Consider the following 23827-nt stretch of genomic DNA (forward strand, 5'->3'; position numbering starts at 1 on the left):
ACCAGACTAATCAAGACAAGCTCACCAACTGTTTTTATGACAAGAAATTGTAACATATTCCACAAATCACCAAGTTGTTGATAGTATTTCCAAAGTTTATATGATAATATGAAACTATAAATCACGCAAGCGTGATTAATACATGATAAGGAGTGTTAATAGCATATGGCAATTTCTTTACAAAAAGGTCAAAAAGTCGACCTTACAAAAGGAAGAGCGGGACTTTCCTCTTTAATTGTAGGTTTAGGTTGGGATCCGGTGAAAAAAAGTGGTGGTTTCTTCGGATTTGGTAAACAAGAAAACATTGACTGTGACGCTTCTGTTTTAATGTTAGATGAAAATGATAAGTTAAGAAGTGCAAGTGATGTAATCTATTTTGGAAACAAAAAAAGCTTATGCGGTAGCGTAATACATTCTGGAGATAATCTAACAGGTGATGGCAACGGTGACGATGAGCAAGTATTTGTTAATTTAAATAAGGTTCCATCTTATGTACATAAACTTGTATTTGTTGTAAATATCTATGCTTGTGTTCAACGTAAGCAAGATTTCGGTATGATTAAAAACGCATTTATTCGAGTAGTAGACAAGTCTGCAAACGCTGAGTTAGTAAACTACAATATCACTGATAATTATTCAGGATTAACTGCGTTATACCCTGGTGAGATTTATCGCCATAACGGGGAGTGGAAGTTCTCTGCAGTTGGTGAGGGAACAAAAGATATAGCATTAGATAAAATTGTTCAACGTTTTCAATAAATAAAAAACATAATTGAAAAGGAGTGCATTTAAAATGACAGTAAATTTATTAAAAGGACAAAAGGTAGATTTAACGAAAACAAATCCTGGTTTAACGAACATTGTTGTTGGATTAGGTTGGGACACTAATAAGTACAGTGGCGGCAATGACTTTGACTTAGACTCATCAGTATTTTTATTAAATGGAGCTAGTAAATGTGCTACTGAAAAAGATTTCGTATTTTACAACAATACAGTAGGTGGAAATGGATCAGTTGAACACCACGGCGATAACAGAACTGGCGCTGGAGATGGTGACGATGAGCAAGTTACAGTTAATCTAACAAACGTTCCTGCTACTGTTGAAAAGATCGCATTTGCTATTACGATTCATGAAGCTGATGCACGTAACCAAAATTTTGGACAAGTCAGCAACTCTTATGTTCGTATTTTAAATGAAACGAATGGTGAAGAATTAATTCGTTATGATCTAGGTGAAGATTTCTCAATTGAAACTTCAGTAGTAGTTGGTGAATTATATCGTCATAACGGCGAATGGAAATTCAATGCGATCGGTAGCGGCTACCAAGGCGGTTTAATATCACTAGTTAGAGATTACGGCTTAGACGCTTAATTTTACTTAACTAAAAAGTAGGTTAATAGTTAAAAGGGGAAAGTGTTTATATTTCCCCTTTATTATTGTTTAGTACATCTTTAGAAATTGGTTTCTAAAGATGTACTAGATTGTAATTTAAGTTTAAAAAGTTTTCCTAATGTAATGTTGCATTATTTGGAAGTTCGGGGTGGGATTTTGAATAAACAAAGTAATACGATAAATTTAAATGATCCAAGTTTACTTAGTTCGCGTCAAGCGTGTCAAGAATGGGGGATCAATGACTCAACATTACGGAAACGAATAAATGATTTTCCAGACGGTACGATACGCAAATTTGGTTCCTCTTGGGTAGTAACTCGTGAAGGTATGTTAGCAGTTTTCGGACAACCAAAAATGAAATAATGACATCGGAAAGGAGTATCTATATGTCTGCGATCAACCCAAAAGCAATGGATATTAATCAACATGAGTGGTTGAGTATCTTGAAACAACCTTCTAAATTAAGACAATCTTATCAAGTAGAAGGAGAAACCATACAGTTTAATCAAATTGCATGGAGAATTTTAGGAACAAACATTGATGAAGATGAGTATTTTGAATACTTATATGAACTAGTACATGACGAGTCTTTAAATGTCATTCTATTAAGCGAAGATTTAAACAAGACAATTTCGAATGAAATGTTACAAGCAGTTCAAAGAATAGTAACAATAAACACTGCTGAAAATGGATTGTCAGTGAACAGACTAATTGCATTCCTTGAAGGTGAGCGATTAATTCCGAAGCACGAAAATCAGAACATACATAGACATATTCGAGAGAAAATTAAATACGTATTATCTATCTTTAAAGATTCACATAAAAATGGATTCCTTGATAGTGATTTTAGAAGGATCATAGTTGATCTAGTGAAATGGTTACATAACCATGTAAATAAATGGATTGAGGGTTTTCCTAATAGTTCTCCACTTATCTTATGGTATGGTGACACAACGTTAAGTGAATGCTATTTCCTTTACTTACTAATCCTTTTAGGTTTTGATGTTGCTATATTTCATCCTGAAGGAAAAGATTCATTATCGCATTTATTAGGTACCAATAGCGAAGGAATTAAGATACTACCTTCAACTACATCTTTCGTACCTTTTCCATTAGAAAAGCCAGTTAGGAAGAGTACAGTTGCCCATAGAGCAACAAAGGAAATTGAGAAATTATTGCATACGGAGGATTCACTATTATTTAAACCATGGCAATTTAGAAATTATGCTCCAAGATCAATTACGCTAAAAACAACCTTTGATGAACTATTCATTTTACATAAAGAAAGAGCAATGTTACGTCCTAATTTCCAAGTAAAAGACAATAATGTTGAAATACCGGTGTTCTTTATGAAGATTTTAGGTGTGACGAAAAATCATCGTGAATATTGGGAAAAGGTTGGCCAACTAACTGAAAGCAATTTAACACTTAAAATAGATAAATTTCCTTTTACCCAATTAGTTAAAGGAAACCAACAATATCATTATCAAAATGCTTTAGGGCGTGATGGGCTACTTGACCCCCAAAAGATGTTGGCTAGTAACTGGTGGAGATATAAAGAACTTCCAAGCGGATTACAGTTTGGTCTAGCTTCTGCTATATCTAGATATGTTGACCGAGCAAATATTAAGTCACTACCAAATGAAACAAAGGCTCAGACACAACTATTTTTATTTAGCCAATCTATGAATATACCAAATGAAATATTAAGATTACTACAACAGTTTGATTATACACAACAAGTTCCAAAATTAATTATTTACAATACAGAAAGAGATGGTGAACTAAATAGAAACGACGCGGCACTACTGCTATTATTAAATGAGTTTGGAGTGGATCTAGTTTTACTTAATCCGACGGGTCAGAACGATATTGAATTATTCGTAGATGAAAAATTATTCGATTCTCATTGGCTAGATGAAGTTACTTTTGATACTGAATTTCAAGTGTTGCGAGCATCAGGACAGTCACTAATTAAAAATCTATTTAGAAAAATAGTTAAATAAAAGGGGAACTTAAAATGTCGATAAATACACTTACTAGTTTAGAAAAACAAGATGAAATTTTACAAGTGAATGCAAATGATATGAAATTGCAATTAAGAAATGAACCGGAAGTACACCGTTTAGCAAGTTCAATAGACCATAAAAACCAAATAGCTTTATTGGAGTACGGGAAAGAACCAGCGACTGAAATTTCAACCTTTTCAGGTAAAATATTAAATACAATTAAGGCTTCAAGTATGGAAGAGTCTAGCGTTCTATTAAAACAATTAGGGAAAATTATGGACCGCTTTGATGCGAAAGATTTTGCAGAAGAAAAAGGGTTTCTTTCAAAAATTTTTAATCGTGGTCAAAAGTTAATTGATAAATTATTTGATAAATATCAATCAATGGGTACTGAAATTGATAAAGTCTATGTAGAAATTACAAAGTATGAACACGAAATGAAAACATCTACAAATACATTAGAACAACTTTACGAGCAAAACGTAGCATATTATATGGAGTTAGAAAAATATATTGTAGCTGCAGAAATGAAAGCAGAAGAGTTAAAAGCACAGCTACCTGCTTTAACTGAACGAGCTGGATCAGGTAATCAACTTGCTATGATGGAGTTAGACTCCTTAAAAAATGCGATCGAGTTACTTGAACAACGTACTTATGATTTAGAAATGGCAAAACAAGTTGCTTATCAATCAGCTCCACAAATTCGTTTATTACAACGTGGTAATACTAAACTGATTGGTAAAATTAACTCAGCCTTTGTAACAACAATTCCAATATTTAAAACTGCATTAATTAATGCAATAGCAGCTAAGCGACAAAATTTAGTAGCTCAATCAATGAATGAATTAGATAAGAGAACAAACGAATTATTATTACGTAATGCCAATACAATTTCACAGCAAAGTGTGGATATTGCTAGATTATCAGGATCTCCTAGCATTAAGATCGAGACGATGGAAGAAACTTGGAATATCATTATGAAGGGTATGCAAGAAACGAAAGCAATTGAAGAAGAAAATAAAATTCAACGTGAACAAGGTAAATTGCGATTAGAACAGCTACAAGAAAACTTCATTAAACTTAAGCAAGGTAAGTAATGATAATAAGAATTATTCAATAGTTTTTAAAAGTCAGTGGCCGATAAGCTACTGACTTTTGTGTTTATTGCGTTTTAACTGAAAGGTTCTTAATTATTTACTTAATACTAAATTAATTAATGTTTTTTATTTAGATAATCGGAGGCCGTTTTAGCAAATTTTGATTCTTTTATTTTAAAAAAATGTTATTATAATATAATGAGATAAAATGAAAAAGTTAATGCTAAAGTACATAGCGTTGTAAATAAATGGAAGATAAGAATAGTGGCACTTAATTAAATGATTAAAGTTGATAAGTGAATAATTCTGAAAGTTCTGTAACAATGATGGAAATATATTGACATTAAAAGTCGCTTTAGTATAATTAATGATTGAAAATGATTATCAACTTCAATGTTAATTAAGGAGAGAACGAAATGATTAGTAATATCAAAATGCCCAAATTGCTTGGGATTTTCATGTCTTTATTTTTATTGATTGGTCTAGTTGGCTGTTCATCAGATTCAAGTAAAAAGTCTGATAAAAAGTCTTCAAATGAATCCGCTGTCACAGTTGATACTAAATTCGGCAAAGTGGAGATCAAAGGGCATCCGAAACGTGTTGTTGCTCTAGGTTGGGGAGATGCGGAGACGGCACTTAGTCTTGGAGTTGAACCAATTGGTGCAAGTGACTGGCTTGCTTTTGGTGGTGATGGTGTAGGACCTTGGTTAAAAGGTGCATATAAAAAATCACCAACTATTCTTGGAACAATGGAACTTGATTATGAGAAAATTGCTTCTCTTAAACCAGATTTAATTCTTGATGTAAAATCTTCAGGTGATGAAGAACGATACAAACGCCTTTCAGAGATCGCTCCAACTGTCGGGGTTCCTAAGGGTGGAGATAATTATTTAACGACTACTACAGACCAAGTGCGAATGATTGCACAAGCCCTTGGTAAAGTTGATAAAGGTGAAGAACTACTTAAGGATGTAGATGTGGCATTTGATAAAGCGGCTAAGGCAAATCCTGAATTTGCAGGTAAAACGGTTGCAGTTGGTGCTTACGATTCTTCAGGTTTTGGTGCATACGTAAAAGGTGATTCTCGTGTTGATTTTGTAACGCGACTTGGATTCAAAAACAAGGAAGAGATTGAAAAATTAGCTAAAGGTAATTTCTTTATTAAAGTTGCTGACGAAAAGTTAGATTTATTAAATGCTGATCTTACGATTGTTTTACCTATTTTTGTAGATCCAAAAGAGATAACAAATAATAAACTTTATCAGAAGATTCCTTCTGTTGCAGATGGAAGATCAATTATTCTTGATAAAAATTCATCAAACGCATTTTCAACAGGAACGGTTCCTGCATTATTATGGGCAATCGATAATTTACCACAACAATTTAAAAAAGCATTAGAAGGCGGGGAGTAGTACAGTGACAGCGATGAAGCAACCAAAAAACAAAACGACTCAAGTAGTTGGGGAAAATAAAAAGACAATTACTTCAATGCGGTTGCAACGATTTTTGGGCTTCATCGTAGCACTATTACTTTTGGTAGCTGTAGTGTTCTTAAGTTTAATGATCGGGGCTAAATCCATACCTTTTGGAGTTGTATGGGATGCGTTGGTTTCACCAAACAATAGCTATGATCACACAATCATTCATAATACAAGGATACCACGAACACTTATTGCTCTAATCGTTGGTCCTGCATTTGGACTAGCTGGAGCATTAATCCAGGTACTGACTAGAAATCCACTAGCGGACCCTGGTATTCTTGGTGTAAATGCTGGTGCAGCCTTCGCAGTTGCAATAGGTGTTGGTGTATTTTCTTTTACATCGATGTCTGCCTATATGTGGTGTGCACTTGCCGGTGCATTAATTGCGACAATTGCTGTGTATGTTATAAGTGGAGGAGCTGGTAAAAAAGCTCCCACACCTGTACAAATTACACTTGCTGGAGTAGCACTTGGTGCCACTTTAAGTGGGATTACTACATCATTGACATTAATAAATAGTAAGGCATTTGCACGAATGTTGAACTGGAGTGTTGGGACATTAGCTAGGAGAAGTCTTGATGACCTTTGGCTTGTTCTACCCATTTTAATCGTTGGTGCATTATTAGCTTTTGTCATTACTCCTGCATTAAACGCGATTGCCTTCGGAGATGATCGTGCATCCTCTTTAGGAGTAAATGTTGGTGTGACTCGTGCAATAGGTTTGATTGCAATTACGCTATTAGCTGGCGGGGCAACTGCGATAGCTGGACCAATTGGTTTTATAGGTTTAATGGTACCACATTGTGTGCGATGGTTCGTCGGTCCAGACCAATTCTGGATTTTTCTATACTCAATAGTAGCAGCACCGATCATACTCATCCTTTCAGATATTATTGGTAGAGTTGTATTGTTACCTTCAGAAGTTCCAGTGGGAATCATTACGGGACTAGTTGGTGCACCGATTCTACTGATTCTTGTTCGTAGACGAAAAGCGAGTGGATTATAAAATGAAAATGATTTGTGGCAAAGGTTTGAATGTAAGAAGGAGTGAGTATTATGCGCCCCATTAATTATGGCAGGCAATATCTACAACTGAAATGGCCTGTAAAGGCGCGAATTGATGTGAGGAGCATGATTGTTACGGCAATCCTTCTTATAGCCACGATTGCAATTGCAATGTTTGCATTAATGGTAGGCACACTGAAATTGAGTGTTCATGAAGTTTTTTCTGCTTTAATTGGCCAAGCGACAGGCATGACGAGAACAGTTGTGGTTGAATGGCGGTTACCACGGGTGGTGGCTGCGATTGTTTTTGGAGCAGGTTTAGCAATAAGTGGCATGATTTTTCAATCAATTACTCGGAATCCATTAGGGTCTCCTGATATCATAGGATTTACCTCAGGCTCTTATACTGGAGCACTTATTGTGCTTCTTGTCTCTAAGTCGACTTCTAACATTAGTGTAGCTGGTGGGGCTTTGATTGGTGGATTCGCAACGGCTCTCCTTATCTATTTGCTTGCTTTTCGTAAAGGCACGCAGAACTTTCGCCTTATTATCGTCGGAATAGCAGTTTCGGCGATCTTAGGAAGTATTAATTCGATGCTCCTTATTAAAAGTGATGCAGAGGTTGCGTTAACTGCAGCGGCTTGGGGAGTTGGATCATTAAATGGGATTGATTGGAAACAAGTAGTTCCTCCAGCAATTGCTGTCATTATTCTCATTATTTGTGCTGGGATCATGAACAGACCATTGCGTGAAATGGAGTTTGGCATGGATGCTGCGAAATCTCATGGTGTTCGAATTGAACGATCCCAACTATTACTGATTCTAATTGCAGTTGCATTGACAGCTGCTCCGACAGCGGTTATTGGGCCAGTTAGTTTTGTGGCGCTTGTTGCACCACAAATTGCTAAACGTATCACCAAATCAGAGGAGAGTATTTTACCAGCAGCAATGATGGGAGCGTTTCTTTTACTAGGGGCGGATGTTCTTGCGCAAAGAGTAATTCCAGGAACAATTTTTCCGGTAGGGGTGGTAACTCTATCATTAGGTGGAATATACTTAGTGTGGCTATTATTTCGTCAAGGACGATCAGCAACATAAACGAAATAAAAATGTACAAGGTTTAGTAGGACCTTTCTCACAAGGGGTTTCAAGTATTACGATATTCTGATTGAAAGAAGTTGAAAATGAATTATGAAGTTAACAGCGGCAGAAATTCAAAGCCAAAAGACAATACAAACAGAGTCTAGACTTTGGACAGAAAACATTACAATCAAATACGATAATCGGGTAATATCCAGAAACCTTTCAGTACAAATTCCAGACGGATCATTTACAGTAATTGTTGGTCCAAATGGATGTGGGAAATCAACCTTACTTCGAACACTTTCAAATTTGTTAAAGCCTTCTGAAGGGCAAATTTTACTAGATGGAAAAGCTATTACATCTTATAAGTCAAAGGAAGTAGCTCGTAAACTAGGTCTATTACCTCAATCTTCAACTGCTCCAGACGGAATAACGGTAGCGAATTTGATCGCACATGGTCGATATCCATATCAGAGTCTTATAAGACAATGGACTGATGAAGATGAAGCAGCAGTAATATCTGCGATGGAACTTACAAATACGAGCGATTTGTCACATCGATACGTAGACGAACTATCCGGAGGACAAAGACAAAGAGTTTGGGTCGCGATGGTACTTGCCCAACAAACACCAATGCTCCTACTTGATGAACCAACGACTTACCTTGATATTGCTCATCAAATTGAGTTGTTAGAGCTATTTAAAGATCTAAATCAACAAGGAAATACATTAGTTGCTGTTTTACATGATTTGAACCATGCTGCGAGATATGCAGATAATATTATCGCTATGAAGGATGGCCAAGTGATTGCACAAGGTGATCCCCGGGAGATTATCACTGCAAAACTAGTCGAAGAAGTCTTCGGTTTAAAGTGCATAATAATAGATGATCCAGTTGCCAATACACCACTAGTTGTTCCATTAGGTAAGGGATAATTAACTTGTGATTTTAGTCTAAAATCACTCATAAAAAAATANNTTTTTTTATGAGTGATTTTTTGTTTAGTTAATTTTCCTAGCAAACTACTCATATTTAAAAATCAATTTACTGTCAATAATTCATCTATTTTTATATCATGTTTTTTATTAAGAAATTTTAATTTGAACTAATTGTATTTGTTTGAAATAATCATAGTGGGATAAAAAAGTATTTAATACAATTGTTCTAGTAAATGACAAAGCGGAGAATTCATATGAATAAAGAAATGGAAGTAGTCGATCATCTTGAGGAACTGCGTAAAAGAATTATCATTACAGCAGTTACTTTTATTGTTCTATTTATAATTGGACTCGTTTATGTAGAACCGATTTATAAATTCTTAACAAAGGATTTAACATATAAACTAGTCGTGCTAAGTCCTGGGGATATATTATGGGTATATTTTTTGATATCTGCAGTTTTTGCGGCCGTATTTACGATACCGGTTGCAACTTGGCAAACTTGGTTATTTGTTAAACCGGGTTTACATCCTTCTGAACAAAAAGGAATAGGATTTTATATACCCGCGCTATTTTTTCTGTTTGTTTTTGGATTAGTTATTGGCTATTATTTTGTTTTTCCTAATATCCTTAGATTCCTAACGATAATGGGACAAGGTATGCTTGAACAAAACTACACTGTTGATAAGTATTTCTCCTTTCTTTTTAATCTAGTCGTTCCATTTGCTGCATTTTTTGATATGCCAGTCGTGATTATGTTCTTAACAAAAATCGGCATTGTAAAGCCTAGTTATTTACAGAAAGTGAGAAAATATGCATATTTTATCTTAGTAATCGTGGCGTGTTGTATTTCACCACCAGACTTTATTTCACATATTTCTGTCTCGATTCCTTTAATATTATTATATGAACTAAGTATATTAACATCTAAATCGGTATATAGAAAAAAAGAGGTAAATGAGTAAAAGCTCATTTACCTCTTTTTGTTTTAAAGCATTTTTATAAGGTTTATTAAAAAGTCTATACTCTCATAATCTTTTTATTAGTAAATTTTTAAACTTTGAACAAGTTGACTAATCATAAATTCTTCATAGGTTATAAAAAGCTAGGCAAATAGCTTTTGTCGGAAAAAGGATGAAGTAAGGAGCATATACTATGCATTATTCAATTTGGATTACTGTTTTATTTCTTGCCTTTTCATCTAGTATTGATAATTTTGGAGTAGGAATAACTTATGGAATTCGAGGTATAAAGGTTGGTTTATTAGCGAATTTAATTATTTCAATCATAGCGTTTATTTTCAGTGAAGCAGGTATTGTTTCAGGTCAATATATTTCAAAAGTGTTTCCAGGAACACTTTCGAATGTAATCGGTGCATTTTTTTTACTGGTAATTGGACTTAGAATTGTTCTACTTACTTTTCCAAGAAAAGATAAACAGACCATAATAAATAATGATGACGAATCAGTTTCAAATATCGTTACAAATTATTTAAGTTCACCGGAGAAAGCCGATGTTGACCACTCAGGAGATATAAGTAGTTTTGAAGCAATCATACTAGGGACTGCTGTATCAATGAATGCACTTACGAACGGCTTAGGTGTTGGATTAATTGGACTTTCACCATTTGCAATATCGATAGCGGCCAGTATTTTTAGCTTCTTGGCAATCTGGTTAGGCGTCCTGTTAGGAAAAAAAGTCGCCAATGTGAAAATTGGTGGATGGTCGCTTGGACAATTTAGTTCCATTATTAGTGGAATTATATTGGTGTTGATTGCGATACACAATCTTGTTTAATAGATAATTGAAAAGAGCTGATGACAGTAATTCAACATCAGCTCTTTTCTTTTTTAGTTACTATGCGATTGTAGATTGGGAGAGATCCTCTTGTTCATTTTTTACATCCTTCTTTGAAAAAGAAAGATATCCAACTAGAATAATGATGATAATCGACAATACTAGGGTAACTGGACCACCACCAAATCCAAGTCCACCGTGCTTTTGAGATACAGAGCTCCAATCAGAAAATGATGCTCCAACTGGTCTCGTCATAATGTAAGCAAACCAAAATGAGAAAATTTCATTTAGCTTGAAGAATTTTCTTCCTATAACCGGTATTGCTAATAAAGCTGTGAACAGCAGACCTGATGAAAAATAACCTAAATGCATAGTTGATGCAGTCATATCACCAGCAGCAGTTCCTAAAGCGAAAGTTCCCATAACAACTGACCAATATAATATCTCGCGGCGTCGTGTGTATATACTATGGATAGAAAGAGTTTTCTCCATCTTATACCAAATCATAAAAATAATTGCCAAGGAGACTGCAAAAAATACCGTTGATATCACATATGGAACTCCAAGACCAACGTGTACAACGTCTGCGGCTACGGTACCAAATACACTAATCATTACAACAACCAACCAATAAATACTAGGTACATATTTACGGACTTTAAACTGTAAAATTAAAGACAGAATTAGGACAATTAATGCTACTGCAACACCTATTACTGGCGTTAAAGTTTTTACGATATAATCGGAAAACACTTCACCCATACCAGTCGTTAATAACTTAGTAATCCAAAAAAATATTGTTACCTCTGGAACTTTTTTTAACATAGTTTCTATTGGTGGACTTATTTTCTTATTTATATGTTTTTGTTCAATTGATTCCATTTCATAATCCTCCTTACTGGATTTAAATATAATGTAAACAAGTTTTATGAAAGTAAAATGAAAATGGTATGTAATTTTGTAAAACCCATAATTTGGAAATTATTGTTGTCTAACCAATCGTATTCTATTAGAATCAATTAAAAGAAAATGGGTGATAAAATGATTAAGTATCCAGTTTTAAAAAGTGGTGCAACGATAGGAGTGACCGCACCATCATCAGGCTTAAAAGAACAATTCCATGAATTGATGAAGCAGTCCATTAACCGCATGGAAAAAGACGGATATAAAGTGGAGTGTGGAGAAGTTGTTTGGACGCAGGACAAAGCAAAATCAGCGAATGCTAACAAACGTGCAAATGAATTAAATTTAATGATGAATGATGAGAGAATAGATTTCATTTTTCCGCCGTGGGGTGGAGAGCTTGCAATCGAGATTCTTGATCAATTGGCATTTGAAAGTTACAAAGAAAAATGGATTTTAGGATATTCTGATACGAGTATCATTTTATTAGCATTTACTTTAACAACAGGAATTGCTACTGCACACGGAACGAATTTAATCGATTTAAGAGGAGAATATTCTGATGACACAACAGCTATGTGGCAGAAGGTGTTAGCAACTAAATCCGGTGACTCCATCACTCAAACTTCATCCGAATTATTCCAAGCAAAATGGCAGCATGAAAATCCAACACCATATGTATTTCATTTGTCCGAAAAAACAAAGTGGAAAACTATATCGAATAAAGATGAGAAAATCAAAGGAAGATTGCTAGGTGGATGTATTGATGTGATTAGACATCTTGTCGGAACTCCTTATGGAGATGTACGTTCATTTAGAAGTAAATACATTGAAGAGGAACCAATCATTTGGTATTTCGAGAATTGTGAATTAAATACAACAGATTTAAGAAGATCCTTAGTACAAATGAAACTTGCAGGATGGTTTGAAAATTGCGCTGGGATATTAATTGGACGTAGTGCGGCAAATCAAGCTGTAGATAACTATACAATAGAAGATGTATATAATGAGTTAAATGAAGAATTAGCAATTCCAATAATTTATGATATCGATTGCGGGCATGTACCGCCTCAAATTACATTTATTAATGGAGCTTTTGCAGAAGTAGAAGTAAGTGGTGGAAAAGGGGTAATTGTTCAGTCTTTTATTTAGTTCAATCAAGAAGCGTTTTTTTATAAAAAGAACGCTTTTTAATTTGTTTTATTTACTGAAAAGTTTGAACTTTGATGTTATAATGGCATTCCGTGTCTCAAAAAATTCTAATTAAGAGAGGATGGATGTTATGGAAATAGTATTAATTCGTCATGGGCAATCTGAAGCAGATCTATTAAATGTACATGAAGGTAGAGCAGATTTTGCTTTAACTGATTTAGGAATTAAACAAGTAAACAAAATGGCTGAAAGAGTAAATACTGAATTTGCTCCAGAAGTAATCTGGTCTAGTACGTTAAAAAGAGCGAAAGAAACTGCAACAATACTTTCGGATCTGACTGGATGCGAAATAAAGTTTGAAGACGACTTAATGGAACATAATAATGGCGTTCTAGCAGGAGTATCATTTGAAGAAGCAAAAAAGATTCCTACGCCTAAACATCCTCATGAATGTGTCGAAAATGGGGAGTCTTCAATCGAATTCAGAATGAGAATAGAAATGATTTTTTCGAGAATTTTAGCAAGCTCAACTAATTTAAATAGAATCGCAATTGTAGCCCACGGAGGCGTTATACATAATTTAATACATTCATTTTTAAAAATGCCAATTCATTCAGACTTTGGATTTTTTACTGGAGATACAGGAATTCATTTATTAGAGATTAATGAAAAGGGTAGATTTATCCGCTTTCTAAATGATACGAACCATATTAAAAATCTAGTAGAGGTGCCAAAATGAAAAAGGTCAATGTAGTTTATACGCTTATCTATAATGAAGTAAATAAAAATGTTTTAATGGTACAAAATGAAAATGAAGTTTGGACATTGCCTGGTGGTGCTGTTGAAGAAAATGAAACGCTAAAACAAGCAGCAGTACGAGAGGCGTTTGAGGAAACTGGATTAGAAGTGGAAGTAGGCAATATTGTTGCGATTAATGAAGCTTTTTTTCCTGAAAGAGGGCATCATGCAATATTAATTACATTTAGTGCAAAGATAATCAGTGGAGATCTAATTATTTCACATGAAGAGGAAATCCTACAAATTAAATGGATGGATCTCCAAACGGCAAATCAATTAATGCCCTATCATAAGGAGGGAATCGAAAAATTATTAGAGTCATCTGTTCCTTATACCTTTCAAGGGTAAAATTAGATAATTTTTATAGAGATTAGAGGGAATCACTAAGTCCTTTAGTCTTTTAAAATCGTTCATGTCTCAATACCTCCGCATTTAATCCTGCCTTTTTTGTCTTGTATAAGTGCTTAAAAGACTATAACATAGTAATATTATGGCATAATATAAGAAAGTCAAATTATTAAATAGAATCAGGAGCAGTAAAATGATTATCAATAATGAACAAGAATTAGAAGCTTTAAGAAAGATAGGTCGTATCGTAGCGTTAGCAAGAGAAGAAATGAAGGCAAGAGCTGTCGTTGGAATGACAACAAAAGAATTAGATGAAATCGGAAGACAAGTTTTAGAGGAGCATGGTGCAACTTCAGCCCCACAAAAAGAGTATGATTTTCCTGGCACAACATGTATTAGTGTAAACGAAGAAGTAGCTCATGGAATTCCAGGCGACAGAGTACTTCAAGATGGCGATTTAGTTAATGTTGATGTGTCAGCAGCATTAGATGGATACTATGCAGACACTGGAATCTCTTTCGTAGTTGGGAAAGGTGACTTACTAAAAGAGAAGCTTTGTAAAGTTGCAGAAGATGCATTTTGGGCTGCAATGAAAAAAACAAAAGCAGGTTCAAAGCAAAACCAAATTGGAAGAGCAGTATACAATGAAGCAAGTAAAAATGGTTTAAATGTAATTGAAAATCTAACAGGCCACGGTATTGGAAAAAGTCTTCACGAAAGCCCACAACATATTTTAAGTTATTTCGATCCAATGGATAAAGCCTTATTAAAGGACGGCCTTGTATTAGCAGTAGAGCCATTTATCTCTGCAAATGCAGACCACATTATCGAGTCGGGAGATGGCTGGACATTTGTGACGCCAGATAAGAGTTTAGTTGCTCAATGCGAACATACAATTGTTGTAACAAAAGGCGAGCCAATAATCTTAACTCAGATTTAAAAAATAGGCAAAGCGAAGAATTTAAGTTCTTCGCTTTTATTTTTCCGATTACTATTGCTTAGAATAATTTAACTCCCAAGTAAATCCATTTTTATCCTTAACTACAGCAAATCTTGAATTCCAAAATGTGTCTTGAAGCTCCATATGAATTTCTCCGTCTTTTGATAACTTTTCATAAATTGAATTAATTTCATCTTCAGAACTCATGTCTAGGGTTGTCCAAACATTGTCACCTTTTATTAACGGTCTAAAAGCATCTGCAAAATAAATTACACAGTTTTCATTAATATGTAATTCTGCATGTATATATTTTCCTTCATGTCCTTTAAACATTTCCATACCATCGCCGGTTTGTGTGTTTTTAATTTCTCCACCAAAGATTTGTTTGTAGTACTCCAGCTCCTCTTTACAGTTTTCAACGTAAATATGAGGTAAAATATTTCTCATTTTTTTCTCCTCTTTCTTTTGAATATTTATATATGAATTGCGAACAATATCTCACAGTTTTAAGTATAGCCAAATAGAATAGGTATTGTGCTAAAAGTTAAAATATTTTATAATTTAAATAAATTTATGTTCGAAAAGGAGGTGTAGAAAAGATGTTACGTTTTCAAATGGTTTGCGCACAAATGATAGAATTTTTATATTATTGTCGTGCAAAATTTGCGTTTTTAACTGCTAGCGGGATAGGTCTGTCCATTTTTAACAATTTAGCAACTCAAATAAAACGAAAACGTACTCTTTCCTACGACTTCTATTGATAAAATAATCGTGTGATTACACACTTCTATTTAAATCATTATTTAAGCCATGGATGGGTTCATTAGTCTATGGCTTTTTTCTATGGATTGGTACGGAAATAGAAGGAGAATTAATCATGATCGCATGTAGTATAGATAACATTTCAAAAATGTTTGGTGGAAATTCACTTTTTACGGATTTATCATTTCAAATACATCAAGATAGCCGTGTAGGTTTAGTTGGAGCAAATGGAAGTGGTAAAACTAGTATTTTTAAACTTTTAACGGGTATAGAATCACCTGATACTGGTTCAATTCATTTTAAAAAAGGATTAAAAACAGGGTACTTAGCTCAAATTCCTGTTTTTCCAGATGAGATGACTAGCAGGGATGTATTATTAACGGTTTTTGAAGAATTACGAAAAATAGAAAATGAAATGAAGCAATTGGAAATAAAAATGTCTAATACGGTAGATGAACGTATTTTAGAACAAATGTTAGTCAGTTATGGATCATTACAAGAGAAGTTTAGTAATAACGGTGGTTATGAGATGGAAGCTTCACTTGCGAAAATTGCTAATGGATTAGGAATCACTGACTTACTTACTAAACAATTTGCTTCTTTAAGTGGTGGAGAAAAAACAAAAATTGGATTAGGAATCGTCCTTTTACAACAACCTGATTTACTTTTACTTGATGAACCAACAAATCACCTAGATTTATCTGCTATTGAATGGTTAGGTTCATACTTAAAAGAGTATGAAGGAACGATTATTGTTATATCGCATGATCGTTATTTTTTAGATGAGGTAGTCAATCATATTTTAGAATTAGAAGATGGAGAAATTAACGTCTACCATACGAACTATTCACAATTTGTTATTCAAAAAGAAGAAAGATTATTAAAAGAATTCCAGGCTTACGAAGAGCAGCAAAAGAAAATACAAAAAATGAAAGAAACGATTAAACGCTTAAGAGAATGGGCTAATCAAGCAAATCCACCAAATGCTGGTTTGCATAGAAGAGCTAGAAGTATGGAAAAAGCACTAGAACGAATTGAGAGATTAAAACGCCCTGTCTTACAGAAAAAGAAAATGGCATTTCAGCTAGAAGAATCGGGTCGTAGTGGAAAAGATGTAATTGTTGCAGAAAATCTTTCAAAATCATTTGCGGATAAAGTTTTATTTAATCAGCTTAACTTTTCATTATACTATGGCGAAAGAGCAGTTATTGTAGGAGATAACGGGACGGGTAAATCAACTTTGTTGAAGATGATTTTAGGTCAGTCATCGATTGAGGAAGGAAAAATTAAACTGGGTAGTAACGTGAAAATCGGTTATTTATCACAACATTACGAACCAGTTCATTCGGATCACACCGTAATTCAGGAATTCAGAGAGGAAGTACATGTTACAGAAGGTGAAGCACGTAATATATTAGCTGGATTTTTATTTTATGGCTATATGGTCTATCGTAAAGTTAGTCAACTTAGTGGTGGAGAGAGAATGAGGTTAAGATTGGCTCAACTTATGTACCAAGATATTAATTTATTAATCGTAGATGAGCCTACTAACCATTTAGATATTGAATCTAGAGAAGTATTAGAAGACGCTCTTGAAAAATTCAAAGGAACGATTCTTTCTGTCTCGCATGACCGTTATTTCATTAATAAGCTATTTTCAAAAATTTATTGGCTAGACAATGGTGGGCTTTTCGAATTTATTGATGAATACCAAATTGCAAAAGAAAAAATGACGATTTACCGAAATAATAGAGAAAAAGAAATAGTAATTAAAACAAATTCGTATTCTAAACCGATAAAAGTAAAAACAAAAATGCGAAAGATCGAAGACATTGAAAATGAGATCTATTCTTTAGAAGAAGCAATCAGCGAGATCAATAAACAAATGTTGCTTGAAAATGATCTAATTATTTTACAGAATTATCAACGAGAACTTGAAGAATTAGACTTAAAAAGTATTGCTTTATATAAAGAACTTGAAGAATGTCTTGAATAAGAAATTGTAGTAAGTATTTAATATAGGATTAATTTTAACTTATAGGCAAAAACATCAATTAAATAAATAAGTTAGTTAAATGTCTTAGTACTTGCTCATGCCTTTATCAGAATTAATAAGTTATAGGGATATGATTCTATCTAGGTGGTGAGTACATGATTATTGATGAGCTGTATAGTCGATATCCTGGACCAGGATATGTTCAGCCAGGACATGGACCAGGTCAAGGACAAGGGCATGGGCCAGGATATGGACCAGGTCAAGGACAAGAACATGGGCCAGGATATGGACCAGGACATGGACCAGGACATGGACCAGGATATGGTCCGGGACATGGACCAGGACATGGACCAGGATATGGTCCGGGACATGGACCAGGATATGGTCCAGGACACGGACCAGGGTATGGACCTGGACATGGATTTCCTGGACCAGGAGGTTATTGGTCAGGAGGGTATTATATCCTGAATGGTATAAGATGGTACTTTGTGCCAGGGGTTGGATGGGTTGTTGTATAATTAAAAACAATAAAGCTGATTAATTTTTTTAATCAGCTCTTACATAATTTATCGGAAAAATTACTTAAGGTAAAGATCAAAATGGGAAAAGTTATTAGATTTGAGCTTCAAGTGCCAAATATTGAACAAGCAATCGATTTTTAGGACTTTTAGAAGAGGACATTAACGCTTAAATAAGTAAAAATACCAGTATCCAATGGACGGATAACTGGTATTTTTATTAATTTCACTAGAAAGTATAAATTGGCAGCGGAGAAGGAAACTCGACGTAGTCGCCAATTTTAGGAATTAAGTATATGCGCAACTACGCCTTTATCTTCGCCTAAAGGCTCGGCAATCGGCTAGTTTTCTTTATTTTCTACTCCAAAAACAATTCCGCCTTGCTTTCTCGCAGTTTCAGTTACTGTTAATACTAGCTTGCTAAGCTCTTTTAATTTTTCATATTCAGTTATATTTGATTCTTTTATTATGCTAGTAATATTTTGGATTTCATATAGCATATCATTTGGTACTTGGCTAACTTCCAATGAATCTCGTTGCTTTGATTTATGGTTAATTAAAGTAATTTTTGAAATTGGAGATGGTTTATCAAGAACTAAAGTTCCGATTTCACCCGTAATTTCACTTTCAATATATGATTGAGAGACTTTAGAGCATTGGATGCTACAAGTGAAGTTTTCATAATTTAATACTAATGTTCCACTACCATCAACACCAGTGCGTAATTTTACAGGTGTGTAATTTACTGAGGCTGGTTTTCCAAATAAACCAATCGCTACATAAATTGGATAAACACCTAAATCGACTAATGCCCCGCCAGAAAATTCGGGAGAGAATACATTTGGATTCTCTCCTCTAAGGAATGCATCATATTTAGAAGAATATTGTAAATAATGCAGATTAGCACTTCTAATTTGGCCGATTTTTTCTAGACCTTCTTTTAAAGCTGTAAAGTTTGGTGAGTGGAAGTTACGAATTGCTTCAAATAAATAAACTCCATTTTCTTCTGCAACTTTAAAGGCATGATCTAACTCATTAATTGTTGAGAAAATTGGTTTTTCACATATAACATGTTTTTTATTCTTTAATAATAAAATGCTTTGTTCATAGTGCAGTGAGTTTGGTGATGCTATGTATACTACGTCAATATCAGGGCTTGTTGCTAATTCTTCAATATTAGTAAAAAACTTAGGAGCGTTGTGCTTTGTAGCAAATGCTCTCGCAGTTTCTTCATTTCTAGAATAGATCGCAGTTAAATTAAGCAATTTACTATCCTTTGAAGCTTCGATAAAACTTTCTGTAATCCAGCTTGTTCCAATGGTACCTAAATTCATTTTTTCAACTCCTAAAAAATAATTAGTTAACTTTATCTTTACAATCCTAATCGAAAGATATGTTAAAATAAAGAAAAATACATCGAAGGAAGTGACATTTTATGAAGAAAATTTGTGTTTATGCTGGTTCAAATCTTGGGAATAGAGAGTCATTTAGTCTTCAAGCAAAAAAACTAGGTGCCTTATTTGCTAGTAATAATATAGATTTAATATATGGTGGATCAAGACTAGGGATTATGGCAGAAGTCGCAAATGAAGTATTAAAACAAGGTGGAAATGTCATTGGCATTATGCCTGGTGGATTATTTCGTGGAGAGGTTGCCCATAAAGGGCTAACGCAATTCATTGAGACAGAATCAATGCATGAGCGTAAAGCTTTAATGAACGAGATGTCCGATGGGTTTATTGCACTGCCGGGCGGAATTGGTACTTTCGATGAATTATTTGAAATTATTTGTTGGGCTCAAATTGGAATCCACAATAAGCCAATCGGTTTATTAAATGTTGATAACTTCTTTAGCCCTTTGTTAGATTTACTTAAACATGCTGTAAAAGAAGGATTTATGAACGAGAATACACTTTCATTATTTGTTGTTGCAGAAAATGCAGACAACCTATTAAAATTAATGCAAAACTATGAACCACCTGTTATGCAAAATAAATGGAAGCAATTAGAAGGCAAATAAGTTTTTCATACTGCCTGCCAAACGATCGCTTTCTTATTTGCGTCGCTTGCCTTCGGTGCTCATTACCGTTTAAGGTAACACTGCTCCTCGAAAGACAAGCGCTTGCAATCAGTCTGAAAGTCATGTTTGTCTACCCACAATTTTGTGGGTTTTTTGCGTTTTATTATCAGTTTTAATGAAATTCTTACAGATTTAGAGGGTTACTAGATCAACGAAGTTCACAACTTATCAACAATGTTCGATATAAATTCGTACTTTTTTAGTCTGAATTCACTAGTTATCAACATACCAAATACATCTGAATTTGAATCCTATGAATTTATGAATAAAAATCACTACTTTATAAACATTATTCACAAATTTATCAACAAAGTTAACATTTTGTTGCATTCTATCCACAACCAATATTTTGCAAAAAAAAAAGGGCTCTTATGAGAGCATCCCTTTATCCATCAATTTTCTTGCTTTCTTCTATTTTTAAACCATTTTGCCGGGCTCAATTTTTTACGATAGTTCGTCATAACATCTTTACCTACAAATACTCCACCAATCCAAAACATTCCTTCTCCAAGAATAACTAATAGAGCAATCAGACCAGCTTTTAAGCTCCCAGAAACAGGTAAAAAAGGTAAAGCAAAGATTAATAAATATGGGATAAATGAGCCAAATACTAAGTAATATGGTATTCTTTTCATAAAGTTCTCCTTTCAATTCCTTCCATGAGAATAGCATTAATTATTGAGAAAAGGAAGGGGAAAACTTTATAGTTAGTAAGAGATTATTGCACATATAGGAGGCCTCAAGATGAATCGAGATATTGTTCTTGAGCTAAAAAGCGTAAATAAGACGATTAGTAATCAAAAGATTATTAAAGATATTAGTTTTGAGTTATATAAAGGTGAAGTTTTAGGTTTACTTGGACCAAATGGTTCAGGAAAAACTACGACAATGCGAATGATTGTTGGACTTATGAGTATCACGAGTGGTGAGATTTATATCCAAGGTAATTCGATTAAGGAAAACTTTAAAGAATCGATCAAACATATCGGAGCAATGATTGAAACTCCTGCATTTTATCCTTTTTATAGTGGGTATAAAAATCTAATGTATTTTGCTCGAATGTTAGAAGGTGTTTCAAAGGAGAGAGTTCTTGAGGTTATTGATTTACTTGGACTTTCAAATGCCATACATAAAAAGTTTTCAACCTATTCCTTAGGGATGAAGCAAAGATTAGGAATTGCTCAAGCGTTATTACATAATCCTTCAATTTTAATTTTAGATGAGCCAACTAACGGATTAGATCCGGCTGGAGTAAGAGAAATCCGTGATTATTTAAAACGTATTGCTGAGGTCGAACAAACAGCAATTCTACTTTCTAGTCATCTATTATCTGAAATAGAATTGATTTGTGATCGCTCAATTATTATTCAAAATGGTCAATTTGTTGAATCAATTGATCTCAATGATAAAAGTGGTGAGAAGTTATTTATTGAAATAGTTGTAAAAAGCACGAAAGCTTTTGAAAGTAGTTTTACAAATAGAGATAAAAAGTACAAATTTGACATTATTAATGATCGCTCAATTATTTTTGAAATTGATGAAGAAGAGATTCCTTCATTAATGAAAGAGTTGGTACTGGCAGGAATAGAGATTTATTATGTAACTCGAAAAAAAGAAAGGTTAGAAGATTTGTTCATTCAATTGACAGGAGGAAATGTCATTGAGTAATTTTATTCGATTAATAGAGAACGAGTTACGTAAAATATTCGTTCAAAAATCATTTATCATAACGTTAATTTTACTATTTATCCCGATTATTGTTCTAGGAAGATGGGATTATGTAGAAAAGGAAAGCGGAGCAGCAAAAGCTGAAAACTGGAGAACAGAATTAAAAATAGAAAATAAAAAGATAGAAGAAGTATTAGCAGGACAAAACTCTTCAGACTTACCAGCATTTGCTAAAGAACAAAAAGAGACATATGAGATCAATAAGTATAGACTTGCACATAATATTTCACCAATTCAACAACACACTGTGTTGGACTTTATGAAAAAAGGTGCGGTCGTAACGAACTTTATAGGAATCCTTCTTATTTATTTTGCAAGTAATATGATGTCAAAAGAGCATCAATGGAAAACGATTAATTTCTTGCTCGTTAAACCATCAACAAGACGAATGATCTATTATGCAAAATTTTTAAGTTTGGTAATCTTATATTTCATCTTTTCTTTTGCAATCATCATCTACTCATTTATTATAGGTAGTGCATTAAACGGATTAAATTTTAGTGCTCAACCGGTATTACAATTTGTAAATAATCATGTAGTAGAGCAAGGTATTTTACCAAGTTTACTAAACGATTACTTAATAAATCTACTACCATACTTGTTCTTTGTTGCAGTTGCTTATTTCTTATCAACTGTTTTAAGGACAAGCAGTATTTCTTTATTAATAAGCATAATCCTACTAGCAACTTCAGATGTAATCGCAACATTATTAAGAACAAAAAGTTGGTCTAAGTTCTTACCATTTATGCACACTGATTTAACGGTTTACACAAAGGGGATTAATATAGAAAACGGTATGAGAATTGAATTTTCTATAGCAGTACTGCTCATTTATATTTTGTTATTTCTTGTTACTGCTGGTGAGCTCTTTAAGAAGAGAGACGTAGCTGGACAATAGAAAAAGGATAAGGTGCATGCCTGATCCTTTAAGTGTGTAGACAAAGTCCTAAAAACCTGAGTTTCAGACTGATTGCAAGCGCTTGTCTTTCGAGGCGTGAAGCCTGGTGAGGAGCGGAGTTACCCTAGACGGTAATGAGCACCGCAGACAGGCGAAGCAACGAAGAAAGCGAGCGTTTGTCAACAGTCTGAAAGGATAAGGTACATGCCTTATCCTTTTTCTATTCTTATCTCTCCTTCACCATTGAGCCGTATGGAATAGTGTTAGTAGTAGATGTTTTATAAATCGAGCAGACGTTGACTTGTGCAGATTTGTTATATTCCCATTTTAGACATGCTTTTTGGTTATATTCTACAGATGAATCAGTTGTGAAAAAAATAGTTGCTAGACTGAAAATGGTAAATCCACCAATTAGGCCTCGCTTAATTTCGTCGCAATTTTCTTTAAACCATAGAATAGTTTTGTGCATATACTCCTCCAAGAGTTTAAAATATAGATAAGTAATTCATTGTATGAACAAAAACAGTAAGATAATACAAATCTATGGATAAGTTTACCTAGAAGAATATTCCAAATAGAAAAAGCAACTTTGCCTAAGCAATGCTTTTCAAGGTGATGAAATATAAAATGGTCAATAGGGAAAACGGACATTAAATGAACATTTATTAATGATGAAATTATCATTTTTTGGATGTTCTATTAATGGTTTTAAATATTAATATGTTTGAGCAATTTTATGATTCTAATTACACTAGTAATGTTTTTTTAGAAGTTAAAAATCAAACTGATTATTATACAACTGTTAGGTTACTCTAAGTAAAGGCTATTTGATTAGAATTTATCGGAGGCTTTTTTTGATGAATAAGTTGATTGGAATGGAAGGGTGCTCGACTCCTATGG

Annotated in this window: 26 protein-coding genes; 21 read left to right on the top strand and 5 right to left on the bottom strand. The window is 33.9% G+C overall.

The features are described from left to right. Positions 1-165: 165 nt before the first annotated feature. The 11 genes from ABEY15_RS12795 to ytaF all read left to right on the top strand — a co-directional run bounded on the left by ABEY15_RS12795 (position 166) and on the right by ytaF (position 10804). The gene (locus ABEY15_RS12795) at positions 166-759 is read left to right on the top strand and encodes a TerD family protein (RefSeq protein WP_098428579.1); all 594 of its coding nucleotides are present in this window, start codon (positions 166-168) and stop codon (positions 757-759) included. Between the two features lie 34 nt (positions 760-793). Continuing rightward, entirely contained in the window at positions 794-1372 is a 579-nt protein-coding gene (locus tag ABEY15_RS12800) for a TerD family protein (RefSeq protein WP_429890467.1), read from the top strand. 177 nt (positions 1373-1549) lie between these two features. Then, positions 1550-1756 (top strand): helix-turn-helix domain-containing protein, encoded by a 207-nt coding sequence (locus ABEY15_RS12805; RefSeq protein ID WP_025671239.1) that lies wholly within the window; start codon positions 1550-1552, stop codon positions 1754-1756. 23 nt (positions 1757-1779) lie between these two features. Continuing rightward, on the top strand, positions 1780-3399 hold the full coding sequence (locus ABEY15_RS12810) for a YceG family protein (RefSeq protein WP_429890469.1): 1620 nt from the start codon (positions 1780-1782) through the stop codon (positions 3397-3399). A gap of 14 nt (positions 3400-3413) precedes the next feature. Beyond that, positions 3414-4499, top strand: a complete 1086-nt coding sequence (locus tag ABEY15_RS12815; protein WP_429890470.1) for a toxic anion resistance protein — start codon at positions 3414-3416, stop codon at positions 4497-4499. Between the two features lie 416 nt (positions 4500-4915). Then, entirely contained in the window at positions 4916-5911 is a 996-nt protein-coding gene (locus ABEY15_RS12820; RefSeq protein WP_429890472.1) for an iron-siderophore ABC transporter substrate-binding protein, read from the top strand. Positions 5912-5924: 13 nt separating this feature from the next. After that, on the top strand, positions 5925-6986 hold the full coding sequence (locus ABEY15_RS12825; RefSeq protein WP_429890529.1) for a FecCD family ABC transporter permease: 1062 nt from the start codon (positions 5925-5927) through the stop codon (positions 6984-6986). 125 nt (positions 6987-7111) lie between these two features. Beyond that, positions 7112-8083: a FecCD family ABC transporter permease gene (locus ABEY15_RS12830; protein ID WP_429890473.1), complete on the top strand. Its 972-nt coding sequence runs from the start codon at positions 7112-7114 to the stop codon at positions 8081-8083. Positions 8084-8176: 93 nt separating this feature from the next. Further along, positions 8177-9004, top strand: a complete 828-nt coding sequence (locus ABEY15_RS12835; protein ID WP_069034877.1) for an ABC transporter ATP-binding protein — start codon at positions 8177-8179, stop codon at positions 9002-9004. Between the two features lie 257 nt (positions 9005-9261). Next, positions 9262-9972, top strand: coding sequence for a twin-arginine translocase subunit TatC (gene tatC / locus ABEY15_RS12840; RefSeq protein WP_429890474.1), 711 nt, complete (start codon positions 9262-9264; stop codon positions 9970-9972). A 190-nt stretch (positions 9973-10162) separates the two neighbouring features. Next, positions 10163-10804, top strand: a complete 642-nt coding sequence (gene ytaF, locus ABEY15_RS12845) for a sporulation membrane protein YtaF (protein ID WP_098861099.1) — start codon at positions 10163-10165, stop codon at positions 10802-10804. A 60-nt stretch (positions 10805-10864) separates the two neighbouring features. Here ytaF and ABEY15_RS12850 read toward each other — a convergent pair whose 3' ends face one another. Beyond that, complete coding sequence (locus ABEY15_RS12850) at positions 10865-11686, bottom strand: COG4705 family protein (RefSeq protein ID WP_429890475.1); 822 nt, start codon at positions 11684-11686, stop codon at positions 10865-10867. A gap of 159 nt (positions 11687-11845) precedes the next feature. On the opposite strand from ABEY15_RS12850, the gene ABEY15_RS12855 reads away from it, so the two are divergent. The 4 genes from ABEY15_RS12855 (at position 11846) to map (ending at position 14945) form a co-directional block, all read left to right on the top strand. After that, complete coding sequence (locus tag ABEY15_RS12855) at positions 11846-12859, top strand: S66 family peptidase (RefSeq protein WP_429890476.1); 1014 nt, start codon at positions 11846-11848, stop codon at positions 12857-12859. Between the two features lie 130 nt (positions 12860-12989). Continuing rightward, positions 12990-13598, top strand: a complete 609-nt coding sequence (locus ABEY15_RS12860; protein ID WP_429890478.1) for a histidine phosphatase family protein — start codon at positions 12990-12992, stop codon at positions 13596-13598. Continuing rightward, entirely contained in the window at positions 13595-14005 is a 411-nt protein-coding gene (locus ABEY15_RS12865; protein ID WP_429890479.1) for an NUDIX hydrolase, read from the top strand. Before ABEY15_RS12860 ends, ABEY15_RS12865 begins: the two co-directional genes overlap by 4 nt. A gap of 193 nt (positions 14006-14198) precedes the next feature. Then, a complete protein-coding gene (gene map, locus ABEY15_RS12870) occupies positions 14199-14945 on the top strand; it encodes a type I methionyl aminopeptidase (RefSeq protein WP_056468854.1) in 747 nt (248 codons plus the stop codon). A gap of 51 nt (positions 14946-14996) precedes the next feature. Here the strand turns inward: map and ABEY15_RS12875 are convergent, their stop codons facing one another. Next, the gene (locus ABEY15_RS12875) at positions 14997-15392 is read right to left on the bottom strand and encodes a VOC family protein (protein ID WP_429890480.1); all 396 of its coding nucleotides are present in this window, start codon (positions 15390-15392) and stop codon (positions 14997-14999) included. Positions 15393-15574: 182 nt separating this feature from the next. Between ABEY15_RS12875 and ABEY15_RS12880 the strand changes: the two genes are divergently transcribed. The 3 genes from ABEY15_RS12880 to ABEY15_RS12890 all read left to right on the top strand — a co-directional run bounded on the left by ABEY15_RS12880 (position 15575) and on the right by ABEY15_RS12890 (position 18221). Further along, positions 15575-15706 (top strand): RAxF-45 family protein, encoded by a 132-nt coding sequence (locus ABEY15_RS12880; protein WP_429890530.1) that lies wholly within the window; start codon positions 15575-15577, stop codon positions 15704-15706. Positions 15707-15759: 53 nt separating this feature from the next. Next, positions 15760-17703 carry a ribosomal protection-like ABC-F family protein gene (gene abc-f / locus ABEY15_RS12885; protein ID WP_429890481.1) on the top strand — a complete coding sequence of 648 codons (1944 nt, stop codon included), beginning with the start codon at positions 15760-15762 and terminating at the stop codon, positions 17701-17703. A gap of 155 nt (positions 17704-17858) precedes the next feature. Beyond that, entirely contained in the window at positions 17859-18221 is a 363-nt protein-coding gene (locus tag ABEY15_RS12890; RefSeq protein WP_429890483.1) for a hypothetical protein, read from the top strand. Positions 18222-18562: 341 nt separating this feature from the next. Here the strand turns inward: ABEY15_RS12890 and ABEY15_RS12895 are convergent, their stop codons facing one another. Continuing rightward, positions 18563-19555 (bottom strand): Gfo/Idh/MocA family protein, encoded by a 993-nt coding sequence (locus tag ABEY15_RS12895; protein ID WP_429890484.1) that lies wholly within the window; start codon positions 19553-19555, stop codon positions 18563-18565. Positions 19556-19656: 101 nt separating this feature from the next. Here ABEY15_RS12895 and ABEY15_RS12900 point away from each other — a divergent pair, with 101 nt between their 5' ends. Beyond that, the gene (locus ABEY15_RS12900; protein WP_429890485.1) at positions 19657-20241 is read left to right on the top strand and encodes a TIGR00730 family Rossman fold protein; all 585 of its coding nucleotides are present in this window, start codon (positions 19657-19659) and stop codon (positions 20239-20241) included. A gap of 452 nt (positions 20242-20693) precedes the next feature. On the opposite strand, the gene ABEY15_RS12905 is transcribed toward ABEY15_RS12900, so the two are convergent. After that, entirely contained in the window at positions 20694-20936 is a 243-nt protein-coding gene (locus ABEY15_RS12905; protein WP_056468839.1) for a transporter suffix domain-containing protein, read from the bottom strand. A gap of 109 nt (positions 20937-21045) precedes the next feature. Between ABEY15_RS12905 and ABEY15_RS12910 the strand changes: the two genes are divergently transcribed. Together ABEY15_RS12910 and ABEY15_RS12915 are read left to right on the top strand one after the other, a co-directional pair. Then, positions 21046-21969 (top strand): ABC transporter ATP-binding protein, encoded by a 924-nt coding sequence (locus ABEY15_RS12910; RefSeq protein ID WP_429890486.1) that lies wholly within the window; start codon positions 21046-21048, stop codon positions 21967-21969. Continuing rightward, positions 21962-22927: an ABC transporter permease gene (locus tag ABEY15_RS12915; protein WP_429890488.1), complete on the top strand. Its 966-nt coding sequence runs from the start codon at positions 21962-21964 to the stop codon at positions 22925-22927. The genes ABEY15_RS12910 and ABEY15_RS12915 overlap by 8 nt, the downstream gene beginning before the upstream one ends. Positions 22928-23153: 226 nt before the next feature. Here ABEY15_RS12915 and ABEY15_RS12920 read toward each other — a convergent pair whose 3' ends face one another. Next, positions 23154-23396, bottom strand: a complete 243-nt coding sequence (locus tag ABEY15_RS12920) for a hypothetical protein (protein WP_429890489.1) — start codon at positions 23394-23396, stop codon at positions 23154-23156. Between the last annotated feature and the right edge of the window lie 431 nt (positions 23397-23827).

The organism is Gottfriedia acidiceleris, from assembly GCF_050457485.1.
GTDB classification, from domain to species: Bacteria; Bacillota; Bacilli; order Bacillales; family Bacillaceae_G; genus Gottfriedia; species Gottfriedia acidiceleris_D.

What these genes read in the sequence shown, in the direction of transcription:
- ABEY15_RS12795 (WP_098428579.1), top strand. Translation starts at nt 166, where the DNA reads ATGGCAATTTCTTTACAAAAAGGTCAAAAAGTCGACCTTACAAAAGGA.
- ABEY15_RS12800 (WP_429890467.1), top strand. Translation starts at nt 794, where the DNA reads ATGACAGTAAATTTATTAAAAGGACAAAAGGTAGATTTAACGAAAACA.
- ABEY15_RS12810 (WP_429890469.1), top strand. Translation starts at nt 1,780, where the DNA reads ATGTCTGCGATCAACCCAAAAGCAATGGATATTAATCAACATGAGTGG.
- ABEY15_RS12815 (WP_429890470.1), top strand. Translation starts at nt 3,414, where the DNA reads ATGTCGATAAATACACTTACTAGTTTAGAAAAACAAGATGAAATTTTA.
- ABEY15_RS12820 (WP_429890472.1), top strand. Translation starts at nt 4,916, where the DNA reads ATGATTAGTAATATCAAAATGCCCAAATTGCTTGGGATTTTCATGTCT.
- ABEY15_RS12825 (WP_429890529.1), top strand. Translation starts at nt 5,925, where the DNA reads ATGAAGCAACCAAAAAACAAAACGACTCAAGTAGTTGGGGAAAATAAA.
- ABEY15_RS12830 (WP_429890473.1), top strand. Translation starts at nt 7,112, where the DNA reads ATGATTGTTACGGCAATCCTTCTTATAGCCACGATTGCAATTGCAATG.
- ABEY15_RS12835 (WP_069034877.1), top strand. Translation starts at nt 8,177, where the DNA reads ATGAAGTTAACAGCGGCAGAAATTCAAAGCCAAAAGACAATACAAACA.
- tatC (WP_429890474.1), top strand. Translation starts at nt 9,262, where the DNA reads ATGAATAAAGAAATGGAAGTAGTCGATCATCTTGAGGAACTGCGTAAA.
- ytaF (WP_098861099.1), top strand. Translation starts at nt 10,163, where the DNA reads ATGCATTATTCAATTTGGATTACTGTTTTATTTCTTGCCTTTTCATCT.
- ABEY15_RS12850 (WP_429890475.1), bottom strand. Translation starts at nt 11,686, where the DNA reads ATGGAATCAATTGAACAAAAACATATAAATAAGAAAATAAGTCCACCA.
- ABEY15_RS12855 (WP_429890476.1), top strand. Translation starts at nt 11,846, where the DNA reads ATGATTAAGTATCCAGTTTTAAAAAGTGGTGCAACGATAGGAGTGACC.
- ABEY15_RS12860 (WP_429890478.1), top strand. Translation starts at nt 12,990, where the DNA reads ATGGAAATAGTATTAATTCGTCATGGGCAATCTGAAGCAGATCTATTA.
- ABEY15_RS12865 (WP_429890479.1), top strand. Translation starts at nt 13,595, where the DNA reads ATGAAAAAGGTCAATGTAGTTTATACGCTTATCTATAATGAAGTAAAT.
- map (WP_056468854.1), top strand. Translation starts at nt 14,199, where the DNA reads ATGATTATCAATAATGAACAAGAATTAGAAGCTTTAAGAAAGATAGGT.
- ABEY15_RS12875 (WP_429890480.1), bottom strand. Translation starts at nt 15,392, where the DNA reads ATGAGAAATATTTTACCTCATATTTACGTTGAAAACTGTAAAGAGGAG.
- ABEY15_RS12880 (WP_429890530.1), top strand. Translation starts at nt 15,575, where the DNA reads ATGATAGAATTTTTATATTATTGTCGTGCAAAATTTGCGTTTTTAACT.
- abc-f (WP_429890481.1), top strand. Translation starts at nt 15,760, where the DNA reads ATGGGTTCATTAGTCTATGGCTTTTTTCTATGGATTGGTACGGAAATA.
- ABEY15_RS12890 (WP_429890483.1), top strand. Translation starts at nt 17,859, where the DNA reads ATGATTATTGATGAGCTGTATAGTCGATATCCTGGACCAGGATATGTT.
- ABEY15_RS12895 (WP_429890484.1), bottom strand. Translation starts at nt 19,555, where the DNA reads ATGAATTTAGGTACCATTGGAACAAGCTGGATTACAGAAAGTTTTATC.
- ABEY15_RS12900 (WP_429890485.1), top strand. Translation starts at nt 19,657, where the DNA reads ATGAAGAAAATTTGTGTTTATGCTGGTTCAAATCTTGGGAATAGAGAG.
- ABEY15_RS12905 (WP_056468839.1), bottom strand. Translation starts at nt 20,936, where the DNA reads ATGAAAAGAATACCATATTACTTAGTATTTGGCTCATTTATCCCATAT.
- ABEY15_RS12910 (WP_429890486.1), top strand. Translation starts at nt 21,046, where the DNA reads ATGAATCGAGATATTGTTCTTGAGCTAAAAAGCGTAAATAAGACGATT.
- ABEY15_RS12920 (WP_429890489.1), bottom strand. Translation starts at nt 23,396, where the DNA reads ATGCACAAAACTATTCTATGGTTTAAAGAAAATTGCGACGAAATTAAG.